Origin of the sequence: Pseudacidovorax sp. 1753 (genome assembly GCF_040544975.1) — a bacterium.
Lineage (GTDB): Bacteria > Pseudomonadota > Gammaproteobacteria > Burkholderiales > Burkholderiaceae_C > Xenophilus.
This window is the reverse complement of sequence record NZ_JBEPKY010000014.1, coordinates 77,452-90,058: the sequence shown is the minus strand read 5'-3', so window position 1 is coordinate 90,058 and position 12,607 is coordinate 77,452. Positions and strand designations below refer to the sequence as shown.

12 protein-coding genes are annotated in these 12,607 nt (G+C 71.0%); 5 read left to right on the top strand and 7 right to left on the bottom strand.

Going from position 1 to position 12,607, the window contains the following annotated elements; all coding sequences use genetic code 11:
- The first annotated feature begins 127 nt into the window (after window positions 1-127).
- Window positions 128-1,456, top strand: a complete 1,329-nt coding sequence (locus tag ABIC63_RS18385) for a GGDEF domain-containing protein (protein WP_294374444.1) — start codon at window positions 128-130, stop codon at window positions 1,454-1,456.
- 236 nt (window positions 1,457-1,692) lie between these two features.
- Here the strand turns inward: ABIC63_RS18385 and ABIC63_RS18380 are convergent, their stop codons facing one another.
- The 6 genes from ABIC63_RS18380 to ABIC63_RS18355 form a co-directional block, all read right to left on the bottom strand.
- Window positions 1,693-2,142, bottom strand: coding sequence for a carboxymuconolactone decarboxylase family protein (locus tag ABIC63_RS18380; RefSeq protein ID WP_354320852.1), 450 nt, complete (start codon window positions 2,140-2,142; stop codon window positions 1,693-1,695).
- Window positions 2,143-2,275: 133 nt separating this feature from the next.
- The gene (locus tag ABIC63_RS18375; protein WP_354320851.1) at window positions 2,276-2,836 is read right to left on the bottom strand and encodes a dihydrofolate reductase family protein; all 561 of its coding nucleotides are present in this window, start codon (window positions 2,834-2,836) and stop codon (window positions 2,276-2,278) included.
- A gap of 140 nt (window positions 2,837-2,976) precedes the next feature.
- Entirely contained in the window at window positions 2,977-4,389 is a 1,413-nt protein-coding gene (locus ABIC63_RS18370) for an acetyl-CoA carboxylase biotin carboxylase subunit (protein ID WP_354320850.1), read from the bottom strand.
- The gene (locus ABIC63_RS18365) at window positions 4,386-5,375 is read right to left on the bottom strand and encodes a tripartite tricarboxylate transporter substrate binding protein (RefSeq protein WP_294374451.1); all 990 of its coding nucleotides are present in this window, start codon (window positions 5,373-5,375) and stop codon (window positions 4,386-4,388) included. The genes ABIC63_RS18370 and ABIC63_RS18365 overlap by 4 nt, the downstream gene beginning before the upstream one ends.
- A gap of 34 nt (window positions 5,376-5,409) precedes the next feature.
- Window positions 5,410-6,984: an acyl-CoA carboxylase subunit beta gene (locus tag ABIC63_RS18360; protein WP_294374454.1), complete on the bottom strand. Its 1,575-nt coding sequence runs from the start codon at window positions 6,982-6,984 to the stop codon at window positions 5,410-5,412.
- Window positions 6,981-8,246: a CaiB/BaiF CoA transferase family protein gene (locus tag ABIC63_RS18355; protein WP_354320849.1), complete on the bottom strand. Its 1,266-nt coding sequence runs from the start codon at window positions 8,244-8,246 to the stop codon at window positions 6,981-6,983. Before ABIC63_RS18355 ends, ABIC63_RS18360 begins: the two co-directional genes overlap by 4 nt.
- Window positions 8,247-8,359: 113 nt before the next feature.
- On the opposite strand from ABIC63_RS18355, the gene ABIC63_RS18350 reads away from it, so the two are divergent.
- Window positions 8,360-8,575 carry an acyl-CoA carboxylase biotin carboxyl carrier protein subunit gene (locus ABIC63_RS18350; protein ID WP_294374459.1) on the top strand — a complete coding sequence of 72 codons (216 nt, stop codon included), beginning with the start codon at window positions 8,360-8,362 and terminating at the stop codon, window positions 8,573-8,575.
- Between the two features lie 57 nt (window positions 8,576-8,632).
- Here ABIC63_RS18350 and ABIC63_RS18345 read toward each other — a convergent pair whose 3' ends face one another.
- Window positions 8,633-9,379, bottom strand: a complete 747-nt coding sequence (locus tag ABIC63_RS18345; protein WP_354320848.1) for a GntR family transcriptional regulator — start codon at window positions 9,377-9,379, stop codon at window positions 8,633-8,635.
- 263 nt (window positions 9,380-9,642) lie between these two features.
- On the opposite strand from ABIC63_RS18345, the gene ABIC63_RS18340 reads away from it, so the two are divergent.
- The 3 genes from ABIC63_RS18340 to ABIC63_RS18330 all read left to right on the top strand — a co-directional run bounded on the left by ABIC63_RS18340 (window position 9,643) and on the right by ABIC63_RS18330 (window position 12,603).
- Entirely contained in the window at window positions 9,643-10,968 is a 1,326-nt protein-coding gene (locus ABIC63_RS18340; protein WP_354320847.1) for an EAL domain-containing protein, read from the top strand.
- 10 nt (window positions 10,969-10,978) lie between these two features.
- Window positions 10,979-11,695, top strand: coding sequence for a hypothetical protein (locus ABIC63_RS18335; protein WP_294374467.1), 717 nt, complete (start codon window positions 10,979-10,981; stop codon window positions 11,693-11,695).
- A gap of 161 nt (window positions 11,696-11,856) precedes the next feature.
- Window positions 11,857-12,603 carry a Crp/Fnr family transcriptional regulator gene (locus tag ABIC63_RS18330; RefSeq protein WP_017760111.1) on the top strand — a complete coding sequence of 249 codons (747 nt, stop codon included), beginning with the start codon at window positions 11,857-11,859 and terminating at the stop codon, window positions 12,601-12,603.
- The last annotated feature ends 4 nt before the right edge of the window (window positions 12,604-12,607 follow it).

Below are 12,607 nucleotides of genomic sequence, written 5' to 3'. Positions count from 1 at the left end.
CAGCATCCTATGAATGTAAAAAAATGAAAGCAGGACAGATGCTATTTCTGACACGGCGCAGTGTCGGTGTCCGCAGCGGACCGGGCCTGTGCTGCAATGCCAGCGGTTGCAAACTCGACACGATTTCATGCCGCGGCGCCCGAAGACCACCCGACCCGAGCCCGCCGACGCCGCAGCGCAGCTGCTGCTGTCCCATGGCGCTTCGGCCCTGTGCGTCTATGACGCGCAGGAGCGCATCACGCGCTGGAATGCGCGCTACCCCGAGTTCTTCCCCGAGGTGGCGCCGCTGCTGAAGGTCGGCCTGCATTTCACGGACACGGTGCGTCCCTTTCTGCGGCTGCAGCATCCCGATGCGGGCGCGCAGGAGATCGAGGAGGGCGTCGCGGCGGCGCTGCGCCGCCACCGTGCGTTGGAGGGCCCGGTGCGCTACCAGCGCGCGGACGGCGGCCGCTGGCTGGAACTGCGCATGTTTCCGCAGCCGGATGGCGGCCGCATCAAGATCTGGAACGACGTCACCGCCGAGCAGCAGGCCGCCGCCGATGCCGGTGACCGCGGCATGCTGGAACTGCTCACCGTGGCCCATGTGGGGCTCATCGTCCATGACGCGCAGGGGCGGCTGCTCTACAGCAACGCGCGCTACTTCTCCGAGATGTTCCTGCACGTGCTGACCGCGCTGCCGGACGTGCGCACCCGCGGCACCCATGCCGCGTTCTGGCGGCAGTTTGCCGAGATCTTCGGGGGCGACCCGGCCTACGAGGCCCTGTGCGGCCTGCCGGGGGGCGGCCGGCTGCCCCGGCCGGTGACGCTGCAGGCCCGCACCGGGCACTGGTTCCGCATCGCCGAGGAGGACTGGCGCGGCGGCGTCGCCTCGGTCTGGACCGACGTGACCGACCTCATGCAGCGCGGCCAGGCGCTGCAGGCGGCCTACGGCGAGGTGATGGCGCTCAATGCCCAACTGCGCGACCGGGCCGAGACCGACAGCCTGACCGGCCTGCCCAACCGGCGGCACTTCGAGGCGGCCCTGTCGCGCGCGCAGCGGGCCGTCGACGAGGGCGCGCGGCATGCGGTGGCCGTGGTGGACATCGACCGCTTCAAGTCGATCAACGACCGCTTCGGCCACGATGTGGGCGACCGCGTGCTCACCGAGGTGGGACGCTGCATGCGCACGGCGCTGCGCCCCGGCGACGTGCTGGCCCGCCTGGGCGGCGAGGAATTCGCCATCGTGCTGCAGGATGCCGGCCTGGACGAGGCGGCGTCCCGCGCCCGGACCTTGTGCGCCGAGGTGGAGCGTCTGTCCCTGCCGGGAACGGCCGACCAGGCGATCCGCACCAGCGTCTCGGTCGGCGTGGCCGCGCTGCGCGCCCAGGGCGACCCGGCCGAGACGATGCGTGAAGCGGACCTGGCCATGTTCGAGGCGAAGAAGGCCGGGCGGAACCGGGTGGGCGTGGCGGGATGAGGGCTGGACGGGGCGGCGCCCGTGGGGCGCTGCCGGGTGCAGACGGGGCTGTCGGTACTGCTTTGAATAATTCAATGTTTATTATGTCTAATTTAAGACTCGCATCGAATCGCGGCTGCCCTGCCGCCGCGCAGCCCGCCGGCAGCCTGTGCCCCTCGGCAAGGACAACGCCGTGGACCTCGCGAGCCCATGGGCGCCGAACGCCGAACGCCGAAGCGCCGCGGCGGTCCGGCGGTTCACGCCTTCGCCCGCGGCTTCATGCGGAAACTCACGCCCATGCGGTTGATGGCGTTCATGGTGGCGATCGTGAGCGTCAGGTCGACGAGATCCTTCTCGCCGAATACGGCCAGCGCGGCCGCATAGGCGTCGTCGCTGGCATGCGTCTCGCTCACGCGGGTGACCTCCTCCGACCAGGCCAGCGCGGCACGCTCCTGCTCGGTGAACAGGTACTGTGCCTCCTGCCATACCGGAACGAGCACGAGCTTCTCGACCGACATGCCTTCGGCGAGCAGGTCCCGTGTGTGGATGTCGATGCAGTGCGCACAGCCGTTGATCTGCGACACACGCAGGAAGACCAGGTGTGTCAGCAGGCTCGGAAGGCCGGTGCCCTTGCTGACGAAGTGGTGAAGCGCCCCGACAGCCTTGGCGCCCTCGGGAGATGCTTGGAACCAGACAGCGCGATCCATGAAACGGTTTCCTTCGATCTGGGGGGGGACGGAGGCCGGAATCGACCTCCCATCCCCTCAGACGTTCGACGCGAAGGCGCTGTGACAGGCGCCTGACCCGTTCCGACGCTTCGACCTGCGGGCGCAGATCGCATCAACGCCCGGCCTGCTGCACCTCGTACCGCAACTCCGCCATGCCCGGGCCCATCCGGTCAACGGAAAGCAGGCGCAGGCCTGACCCGACCACGCGGCGAGGAAACAGCGGCTTTCCCTTGCCAAGGGTGGCAGCCCCGATCTGGACGATGAGTTCATCCAGCAAACCCGCGTCGTGGAACTGGCCCGCCAGGTCGCCGCCCCCCACGATCCAGATGTTCAGGTCGCCCGCGGCGGCCTGCATCTCCTGGTGCACGGCTCGCACGTCGCCGTTGACGAACCGGATGTCCGCGCCGTCGATGGCCGGGAGCGTGCGGCTCGTGAACACCCAGGCCGGCTGGGCATAGGGCCACGGCGAACCCATTTCGGCGGCCACCTTCTCGGCGTTGCGAACCATCCATTCGTAGGTGGAAGAGCCCATGGCCAGGGCGCCGACGTTGGCGATGAATGCGGGATAGCTGGACTCGTTCACGCTCCCCAGGGCGAAAAGCCAGTCGAGCGAGTCGTCCTCGGTGGCGAGAAAGCCATCCAGGCTTGTGGCGGTGTAGTACTGGGTCTTCATTGTTCTTTGCTGCAGGGTTTGAGTGGCAGCGGCCGGCCGTTCCTGCCCGGCCGTGGGCGCGCCCAAGCATAGTCATCGGCGCGCCGGCCGTGGCCCCTGTGCCCTGCGGCGCCGCCCTTGCCCGCTGCCGGCGCGACTCCTCAGCCTTGCCCCACCGCCCGCTTCTGCCGCTGCGGCACCAACACCTCCTCCACCCACCGCGTGCACACCCCGCGCGCCACGAAGTCCGGATGCGTCAGCAGCTCCCGGTGAAAGGCCGCCGTGGTCGCCACGCCCTCGACCACCAGTTCCGCCAGCGCCTGCCGCATGCGCGCGATGGCCTCGCCGCGGGTCGGGGCGTGCACCACCAGCTTGGCCAGCAGCGAGTCGTAGTACGGCGTGACGACCAGCCCGTCATGCGCATGGCTGTCGCAGCGCACGCCCTCCCCCGTCGGCGCAACGAAGCGCGTCACCGTGCCCGGGCGCGGCAGGAAGTTCTTGGCCGGATCCTCGGCGTTGATGCGGCATTCGACGGCGTGGCCGCACAGGCGCACGTCCTCCTGCGTGAACGACAGCGGCAGACCCGCGGCCACGCGCAGCTGCTCGGCCACCAGGTCCAGGCCGCTGACCATCTCGGTGACCGGATGCTCGACCTGGATGCGCGTGTTCATCTCCAGGAAGTAGAAAGCGCCGCTCGCCTCGTCCAGTACGAACTCGACGGTGCCGGCGCCGTGGTAGCGCACGGCGCGCGCCAGCGCGAGCGCCGCCTGGGCCATGGCCTCGCGCGTGGCCGCATCGAGGCAGGGCGACGGGCTTTCCTCGATCAGCTTCTGGTGCCGGCGCTGGGTGGAGCAGTCGCGTTCTCCCAGGTGCACGAGCGCCCCATGGTGGTCGCCCATCAGCTGGATCTCCACATGGCGGGCGCGCTCGATCAGCTTTTCGACATAGAGCGTGGCATCGCCGAAGGCCGCGCCCGCCTCGGCGCTTGCGCTGGCAAAGGCCGAGGCCAGCTGCGCAGGCTCGCGCACGATGCGCATGCCCCGGCCCCCGCCGCCGGCGCTGGCCTTGAGCAGCACCGGATAGCCGATGCGCGCCGCTTCCACCTCGGCCGCCGCCAGATCGGGCAGCGCGCCCGAGCCCGGCACGCGGGGCACGCCGGCGGCCAGGGCCATGCGGGTGGCGGCGATCTTGTCCCCCATCGCCTCGATGGCTTCGGGCGAGGGGCCCACGAACACCAGGCCGGCCTGCGCGCAGGCGCGGGCAAAGCCGGCCCGCTCGGACAGGAAGCCGTAACCGGGGTGCACGGCCTGGCAGCCGCTTTCGAGCGCGGCGTCCACCAGGCGCTGGATGTTGAGGTAGCTCTGGGCCGCGGGCGCGGGCCCGATGCGAACCTCGGCGCCGGCCAGGCGCGACGCCATCCCGCCCGCGTCGGCGTCCGACACGGCCACGACCGCCTCCAGGCCCAGCGCGTGGCAGGCGCGCACGATGCGCACTGCGATCTCGCCGCGGTTGGCGACCAGCACCCGGCGCAGCGCGCCGAGCGCGCCGCCCATGTCTGCGGCGGGGCCGCTCATGGCTGCTTCTTCAACAAGTGCAGCTCGCCCAGCAGCGCACGTGCGCCCTCGGCCTCGCTGTCCAGGTACTTGACGGTCTCGGCGGCGCCCATGAAGCGCGGGCGCCAGTAGTTGCGCGCAAGGAAGGCATTCCACTCCGGCGTGGCGGAGATGCGGCGCAGCACGCCTTCCCAGAAGGCGATCTGCGCTGGCGTCATGCCCTTGGGCCCCTGCAGGCCCTGCGACGAGGCATAGACCGCGTCCACGCCCTGCTCGCGCCAGGTGGGCACGCCGGCCAGGTCGCCGCCGAGCCGCTCGGCCGAAGCCACCGCGAGCACCCGGATCTTGCCGGCCTTGAGCTGCGGCACCACGTTGATGGCCGAGGCCGACACCACGTCCAGGTGACCGCCCAGCAGGTTGGTCATGGACTCGGCCGAGGACTTGTACGGCACCACCGTCAGCCTGGCGATGTCCACGCCGGCCACCTGCAGCGGCTTGGCGATGGCCGCGTGGATGTGGTTGCCGATGGAGGTGGCCACGCCGATGGACAGCGCCGCCGGGTTCTTGCGCAGCGTCTCGACCAGATCGCGACCGCTCCTGATGGGCGAGTCGGCGCGCACGGCGACGGTGATGGTTTCGTCGAACAGGATGGCCAACGGCGTGAAGTCCTCGTAGCCCAGCGACACCTCGCCCACCAGCTTGTTGTTGATCGAGGAGTGCGTCAGCGTGGCCAGCAGGTGGCCATCGCCCGGCTTCGCGGCCAGCGCACCCATGGCCACCATGCCGGCGCCGCCCGGCTTGTTGACCACCAGCATGGGCACGGGCAGCAGCTTGTCGCGGTCGATCAGGGACTTGATCTCGCGCGCTGCGGTGTCCAGCGCCGCGCCGGCGCCGGCAGGCACGATGTATTCGACGGTGCGCTCGGGCTTCCAGTCCTGTGCCGTGGCCAGCAGGGGCAGCGTGAGCAGCAGGCCGGCGACGCTGCGCCGGAGGCGGGAAAGGGCCATGGGTTGTCTCCTTGCTTGTTCTCGGGATGGCGCGTCAGGCGCGGGCGCCGCGCGTGTTCTCCAGCACCGCCCGCGCATCGGCCATCCAGTCGCACAGCAGGGCCCGCGTCTCCCGCGGGTCGATGATGTCCAGGATGCCGAAGTGCTCAGCCGTGCGGAACGGCGAGCCGATGCGGTGGTAGCGCGCCTCCAGCGCGGCGCGGGCGGCGGCCGGGTCGGCGGCGGCCTCGATCTCGGCCTTGTGGGCCGCGTCCACGCCGCCTTCGATCGGGATCGAACCCCAGCGCGCCGACGGCCAGGCAAAGCGGTGGTTCAGCGCCGGAAAGTACTTGGGCGCATGCATGCCGCCGGCCATGCCGAAAGCGCGCCGCAGGATGATGCTCAGCCAGGGAATGCGCACGTCCTCGATGGTCTGCACCACGCGCACGGCGCCGAGCAGCGTGCCGGCCAGTTCGGCCTCGGGGCCGGTGGCATTGCCCGGCTGGTCCACCAGGTTGACCATCGGCAGGCCGAAGGTGTCGCACAGCTTGGCATGGCGCTCGGTCTTGTAAGCCGCGGCCAGGGTCATGGCGCCGCCGGCCACCTTGGGGTCGCTGCACAGCACGCCCACCGGCCAGCCATCCAGGCGCGCCAGCGCCGTGATGATGGAGCCGCCCTGCCAGCGCCCGATCTCGAACACCGAGTCACGGTCGAACAGCGAGGCCATGATGCGGCGCGGGTCGTAGATCTTGCGGCGGTCGTGCGGGATGGCGTTCTTGAGCCAGTCGTCCGCACGGGCCGGGTCGTCGGTGGGCGTGGTGCGTGCCGGCAGCCGATGGGCGCTGGCCGGCAGGTAGCTCAGGAACTGCCGCACCTGACGCAGCGCTTCGGCCTCGTCCTCGGCTTCGTTGTGCACCAGCGCGCTCTTGCGGTGGACCTTGTAGCCGCCGAGGTCGTTCTTGTCGACGTCGATGCCGTAGGCCTGCTTGACCACCGGCGGGCCGGCGGCGAAGACCTGCGCCTGGTCCCGCACCATCACCGAGAAGTGCGACAGCAGCACCTTTACCGCCCCGAGGCCGGCGCAGGCGCCCAGCGCGACGCCCACCACCGGCACGGTCTTGAGCAGTTCCACGCCGGGCCAGTTGCCATAGCCGGGGATCTTGGCGGCGGCCTGCTGCATCAGCAGCTTGACGCTGCCTCCCGCGGTGTCCACCAGGCGCACCAGCGGCATGTGCTGGGCCAGCGCCAGACGCTCGGCATAGATCCACTTGTCGGAGAGCGTGCCCTCGGACGAGCCGGCGCGGATGGTGTAGTCGTCCGCCGAGACCACGATGCGGCGGCCTTCCATGCGGCCCGTGCCGATGATGGCGTTGACGGGCTGCAGATCCAGCAGCCGGCCTTGCTCGTCGTAGCGGCCGCGGCCGGTGATGCGGCCCAGCTCGCGGAAGCTGCCGGCGTCCAACAGCGTGTCGATGCGCTCGCGCGCCGTCTGCCGTCCGCGTGCCTTGTGGCGGGCGACGGCTTCCTCGCCACCCATGCGGGCGGCCATCTGCCGGCGTTGCTGCAGCTCGGCCAGTTCGTCGGCCCATTCGCCGCTGGCATCGAGTTCGAGGGGCAGGGTCATGCTCATGGGGTCTCCTGGGCGCAAAGGGTGGCCGCCAGTTCGTCGCGCACGGCCTGCGTGTGGGCCCCGAGCTCGGGACCCGTGTGGCGGATGCGCCCCGGCGTGGCCGACAGGCGCGGCACCACGCCGGCCTGGGTGGTGTGGCCCAGCGCCGGATGCGGCACCTGCTGCAGCATGGCGCGCGCCGCGAACTGCGGGTCCTGGAAGATGTCGGCGATGGTGTAGATGCGCGAAGCCGGCACCTCGGCCTCCTGCAGCAGGGCCTCCAGCGCAGCGCCCTCGAAAGAGGCCGTCCACTGCGCGATCAGCGCGTCGAGCGCCTGCATGTTGGGCTTTTCGCCGCGGCTGCGGATGGTGCTGAAGCGCGGGTCGTCCAGCAGCCCGGGCTGGCCCATCAGGCGCACCAGCCGCTCGAAGGTGCGGTTGCTGTTGGCGGCGATGAGCACATAGCCGCCGCCCTGCACCGGGTACAGGCTGTTGGGCGCCATCGAGGGCAAGTTGGGCCCCTCGCGGGTGGGCACGACGCCGAGCTTCTCGTACGCGGGCACCAGCGGTTCGAGCTGCGTGAAGGCGGCCTCGTAGAGCGCCACATCGACCACCTGGCCTCGGCCCGAGCGGCTGCGCTCGTGCACGGCCGCGAGCGCGCCGAAGGCGGCATAGGTGGCGCTGAGGTAGTCGGTGGCGGCCACGGCCACGCGGGCTGGCGGCCGGTCCGGATCGCCGGTGAGGTGGCGCACGCCGCCCAGCGCCTCGCAGATGGCGCCATAGCCGGGGCGCTGGGCATAGGGCCCGTGCTGGCCGTAGCCGCTGATGCGAACCATGATCAGCCCGGGGTTCTGGGCCGAGAGCGCCTCGTAGTCCAGGCCCAGCCGCTCCATCACGCCGGGGCGGAAGTTCTCGACCAGGATGTCGGCCTGCAGGATCAGCGCCCGCGCCAGCGCGCGGTCCTGCGGATCCTTGAGGTCCAGCGCCACGCTGCGCTTGTTGCGCAGGATGGACGCGGCGTACAGCGACACGTCGCCCTGCTCGCTGGGCACATGGCGGCCCATCTGCCGTACCGGGTCGCCCTCGGGCGGCTCGATCTTGATCACGTCGGCGCCGAAGTCGCCCAGCAGCCGCGCGCAGGCCGGTCCGGCGATGGTGCTGGCGATCTCGATCACCTTCAGGCCCTGCAGCGCGCTGCCGCGGGTAGGGTTGCGCTCCGAGGCCGTGCTCGCAGCGGCGCCGCCGCGGCTGGATGGATCGCGGTCTTCCGGATTCGGGGTCATGGTGCCCTTTCGTTGTTGTCTCCGGGCGGCATTGAAGCATCCGACATTCTTATTGTCAACAATCTTATTGGTGACTACTATCTGGGCTTCAACAAGGCCATCAAGGAGACGCCATGAACACCACCCTGCAATCCGAAGTCACGGGCACCGTCTGGAAGATCGAAGTCCAGGAGGGCGACACCGTGCAGCCCGACCAGTCCCTCCTGGTGCTGGAGAGCATGAAGATGGAGATTCCCGTCTGCGCACCCGCTGCCGGCGTGGTGCGGCAGCTGCTGGTGAAAGAGGGCGAGGCGGTGGCAGAGGGCCAGCCGGTGGTTGTACTGGGCTGACAAGGCCCGGGGCCATGCGCAGGCCCAAGCCGGGGCGCGCCGGCGGCGCGCGGCGGGCTACGTGCCGCCGGCCTGTTCCTCGAGGCGCCGCGCCGCCTCTTCCGCCGACGCCTCGCTGCGCGCGCGGGCCAGCTGCATCATGCGGGCCGTGTCGCCCTGCTCCAGCGCGTCGCGGGCCTCGATCCACAACTGCGCCGACTGCTGCCGCCGCTCCACCGAGGCCAGGCCGAGCTTGCTGTAGCGCAGAGTCTGCAGCGACAGCGCCGCGATCATGCGGCGCAGCCGCTCGTTGCCGGCGAAGCGGGCGGTGAGCTGCAGCAGGCGGTGCACCGTCTCCGCGTAGGCGTCGCCGCCATCGGGCGAGGCAGCGAGCACCTCCAGCCGCGCCACGCCGGCCCGCATGAGGGCCAACAGCTCGGGCGGCCGTTGCGACGCCACCTTGCGCACCACCACGTCGAACAGGCCGGCGCGGATCTCGAACAGCTCGCGCAGCTCCTGCGCCGTCAGCACCGCCACGATGGCGCCGCGACGCGGCAGCACCTGGATCAGGCCCTCGCGCTCCAGGATCCGAATCGCCTCCCGCACCGGTCCACGGCTGATGGCGAATTCGTCGGCCACCTCCTGCTCGCCAACCCGGGCACCCGGCGCCAGCTCGCCCGAAAGGATCCGGTCACCGAGCCGGGCCGCCACCTGCTCGGGCACCGTCAACGTGAGGCCGGAGGCGTCGGCAAAGAGCCGGAATGCCACCTCCTTCTCCCAGCGGGAAAAGTCGGGATCGGCGAGGAGGTCGGAAGGATGGGGCACAGGATGAGGATCAATTCAGGCGGTCAACCTGCGCATTGTCAACAAAGTCTGACCCTCCCACCAGCCGTGCCTGGCGCAGGCGCTGACCTGTTTCTGACCGGCTTCATTTACGTTTGTTAACTACGCTACAGAAACACTTGTGTTTCGGCTGCGGCCCGGGAACCCGCTGCCTACGATCCGCCCCATCAAGGTCAAGGAGTCGGTTCATGGGCAGTCGCGGCATTGGGCATGGAGGCGCGTGTGCAGAGCACGACGCTCCGCCCGTGGCGCTGACGCAGGGCCCGCTGCCCGCCGGCGCTGTCGCGCCTCATCCTGAAAGCGGTTTCTGCGCCGCAGGCCGGAGCGCGCCGCCGCTGCGCGCGGCCTTTCTTTCGATCACCAACGCGGCCGCCATTGCCGAGGCCTACGGCGCGGTGGCGGCATCCAGCCTGAGCGCCCAACTGCTCCATGGCGTGCGCCAATGGCTCGGCCACCCGCTGCGGGCCGAACGCGTGGCCGACGATTGCCTGGTGCTGTGGGTCGATGGCGATGCCACCGCGCTGGAGCGCCTGCTGGCCCGTGCCGGGCGCGAGTCCTTCCCGGTGGACGGCCAGGCCTGCCTGCCCGCCCTGCATGCCGACTGGCTCGACATCGAGGGCGACCAGGCGCGGATGCTGACCCCGGAAGAGTCCGCGTACGCCCATTTCGTCGCCACGCCCAGTCCCAGTGCGGCCGGTGGCTGGCAGGCGGCCGCCGACCGCTTCCGTGCCGACATGTCGGCCGCCAGCGAACTGGTCGGCGCGCTGGGCGCCAGCCGCGTGGCGCTGGACTGGCAGGAGGTGGCCAACGCCCAGTCGCCCGGCGACAGCCTGTGCCTGCGGGGCACGCCCTGCCTGGTGCCGATGGCCGAAGGCATGCAGGCGCTGTCCAGCGACATCTTCGTGCCGGCCCTGGAGCGGCTCAACCTCACGCGCCACCTCGACCGGACGATGGTGCTGCTCACCCTCGCCCGCCTGGACCGGATGACCCGCCTGCACCTGTCCTGCCGCATCTCGCCGCTGAGTGCGCTGGACGACGCCTACTGGACGAGCGTGTTCGATGCCCTGGCACAGCGGCCGGCCATGGCACGCCGCTTCACGCTCGAGATCGGCGGCCGGGCCGCCCTGCCGGCGCTGGAATCCACCCGTGTCTTCTGCCAGAAGCTGCGCGAGCGCGGCGTGCGCATCGCCGTCTCGCGCTTCGGCAGCGGCAGCGACAGCATCGGCCTCGAAGGCCTGCAGGCCTGCCGGCCCGACATGCTGGTGCTGGACGAACTCTGCATCCTGCGTGCCCGCCATTCGGAGGCCGGCCGGCAGGAGCTTCGCGACATGGTGCGCACCTGTGGCGCGCTGGTGCCGCACACCGTCGTTGCCGGTGTCGACGGCGAACAGGATCTGGCGCATGCCCGCGCTGCCGGCGCGCAGTGGGTCTGCGGCCGCGGGGTGCCCCGCAGCCCAGTCCGGCGCGAGGCAGTGGCGTTGGGCCGCCCCACCGCAAGGCGCGTGGCGCCGCTGGCGGTCGCCGCGGCGGCGCCCGAGGTGGCCCGGCCCCACATCGATTTTTGGCATTGAGGAGATTCGCATGAGCAGCTTCGCCGGCCTTCGGGCGCGACCCGAGACGCGCCCGCCGTTGATGACCCCCGTCCGCGCGCCCACGCCGCTGCCGGGGACGGTCTCTCCCTGGGCCGGCCTGCGCGAGCGCGGCCCGAAGGAGGCGCCCGCCGCCCGCAGCGCCTGCACCTGCGGTGCTGCGGCCGACGGCGCCTGCCACGACGGCGAAAGCCTGGATCTCATGCTCCAGCACCAGTACCGGATGCTGGAGCAGGCCATCGCCGAGCAGGCGAGCCGCCACTCCCGCGTCGTCGCCGCCTCGGCGGAGCCCGCCCTGGCGCCGCTGCTGGAGCAACTCGAATCCCCCGGCGCATCCGCGGCTGGCCTGAACTTCGCCGACCACCGGCTGGTCGACGAGGGCTGGACGCTGGTGCTGCCCGGCGCCGGCCTGCGCATGCCGCTCAACAGCGAAGAGCGGCTGCTGATGATGTCGCTGGCCCTCACGCGGGGCCACCGCCTCGGCCGCGGGGCGATGCAGGCCATCTTTGCGGCCTACCAGCTCGCCGACGACGTCGCCGCCATCGACCAGGTGGTGCGCAGCCTGCGGGGCCGCGCGCGCATTGCCGGCGGCCATCTGCCACTGCGCGCCGTGGGCGGCGGCTACCAGTTCGGTGGCGTGGGCACCCGGCCGCCGGGCCGCCCGCCAGGCAGCGGCCGCTGGCTGCGTTCGGCGGCCCCGTCGCTCTGAAGATCCGTGCGCCAATGGGGCGCACCGCGCCCGTGCGGCCTGAAAGGTGCTTGCGTGGCCGGCAGCCAGCGACGCTGGGTGCCTGCCGGGCACCTCTTCCCCGAAATCCGGTTTGACGTGAAGCTGCTGCGCGGGCCGTGGCCTCGTGCAGGAGACGACTGATGTACATCCACCCTCTGCTTTCGTCGGTACCGCCCCGCGCGCGCGAGGCGCTGGTGCGGCTGATCGAGCTGCGCAACTTCCGCCGCAACGAGGTCGTCCTGAACGTGGGCGACGACATCGACGCCCTGTACTGCGTGGGCTCGGGCCTGCTGCGCGTGGTGGTGCCCGGCCCCAACGACGCGACCGTCACCACCAACTTCCTCAGCCCCGACGACCTGCACCTGGGCGCGCCCCTGGACGGCCCCAAGCAGCCGTCCGACCTGAGCCTGATCGCCGCCCTGCCCTCGTCGGTCTACGTGATGCCGCTGTGGACCCTGCGGCGCCTGTGCGAGAGCTACCCCAGCGTGCCGCTGGTGCTGATGCAGATGCAGTGCAGGCAGATGCTGGCGCTGCGCAAGCAGATCCGCCGACGCACCACCATGTCGGCCGAGCATCTGGTCGGCCGCGTGCTGCAGGAGCTCACGCAGCTGGCGCCCGAGGGCGACCATGCCTTCGACCGGCGCATCTCGCAGGGCGTGATCGCCTCCTACGCCGGGCTGTCGCGGCCCATGGTCAACAAGGTGCTCAAGGAGCTGGAGGAGCGCGGCGTGGTCCAGCGCGATGGCGATGCGGTGCATGTGCGCGACGACCTGGCGTTCAACACCGACTTCCATGCGCCGCTGGGCCCGGACGAGCTGGCGCCGCCGTCGCGCGCGCCGGACCATCCGGACAAGGATTTCCCGATCGACTTCGGGTCGCGTTTTTGATCTC

What these genes read in the sequence shown, in the direction of transcription:
- ABIC63_RS18380 (WP_354320852.1), bottom strand. Translation starts at nt 2,142, where the DNA reads ATGGATCGCGCTGTCTGGTTCCAAGCATCTCCCGAGGGCGCCAAGGCT.
- ABIC63_RS18335 (WP_294374467.1), top strand. Translation starts at nt 10,979, where the DNA reads ATGAGCAGCTTCGCCGGCCTTCGGGCGCGACCCGAGACGCGCCCGCCG.
- ABIC63_RS18355 (WP_354320849.1), bottom strand. Translation starts at nt 8,246, where the DNA reads ATGACCCCGAATCCGGAAGACCGCGATCCATCCAGCCGCGGCGGCGCC.
- ABIC63_RS18350 (WP_294374459.1), top strand. Translation starts at nt 8,360, where the DNA reads ATGAACACCACCCTGCAATCCGAAGTCACGGGCACCGTCTGGAAGATC.
- ABIC63_RS18330 (WP_017760111.1), top strand. Translation starts at nt 11,857, where the DNA reads ATGTACATCCACCCTCTGCTTTCGTCGGTACCGCCCCGCGCGCGCGAG.
- ABIC63_RS18370 (WP_354320850.1), bottom strand. Translation starts at nt 4,389, where the DNA reads ATGAGCGGCCCCGCCGCAGACATGGGCGGCGCGCTCGGCGCGCTGCGC.
- ABIC63_RS18385 (WP_294374444.1), top strand. Translation starts at nt 128, where the DNA reads ATGCCGCGGCGCCCGAAGACCACCCGACCCGAGCCCGCCGACGCCGCA.
- ABIC63_RS18375 (WP_354320851.1), bottom strand. Translation starts at nt 2,836, where the DNA reads ATGAAGACCCAGTACTACACCGCCACAAGCCTGGATGGCTTTCTCGCC.
- ABIC63_RS18360 (WP_294374454.1), bottom strand. Translation starts at nt 6,984, where the DNA reads ATGAGCATGACCCTGCCCCTCGAACTCGATGCCAGCGGCGAATGGGCC.
- ABIC63_RS18365 (WP_294374451.1), bottom strand. Translation starts at nt 5,375, where the DNA reads ATGGCCCTTTCCCGCCTCCGGCGCAGCGTCGCCGGCCTGCTGCTCACG.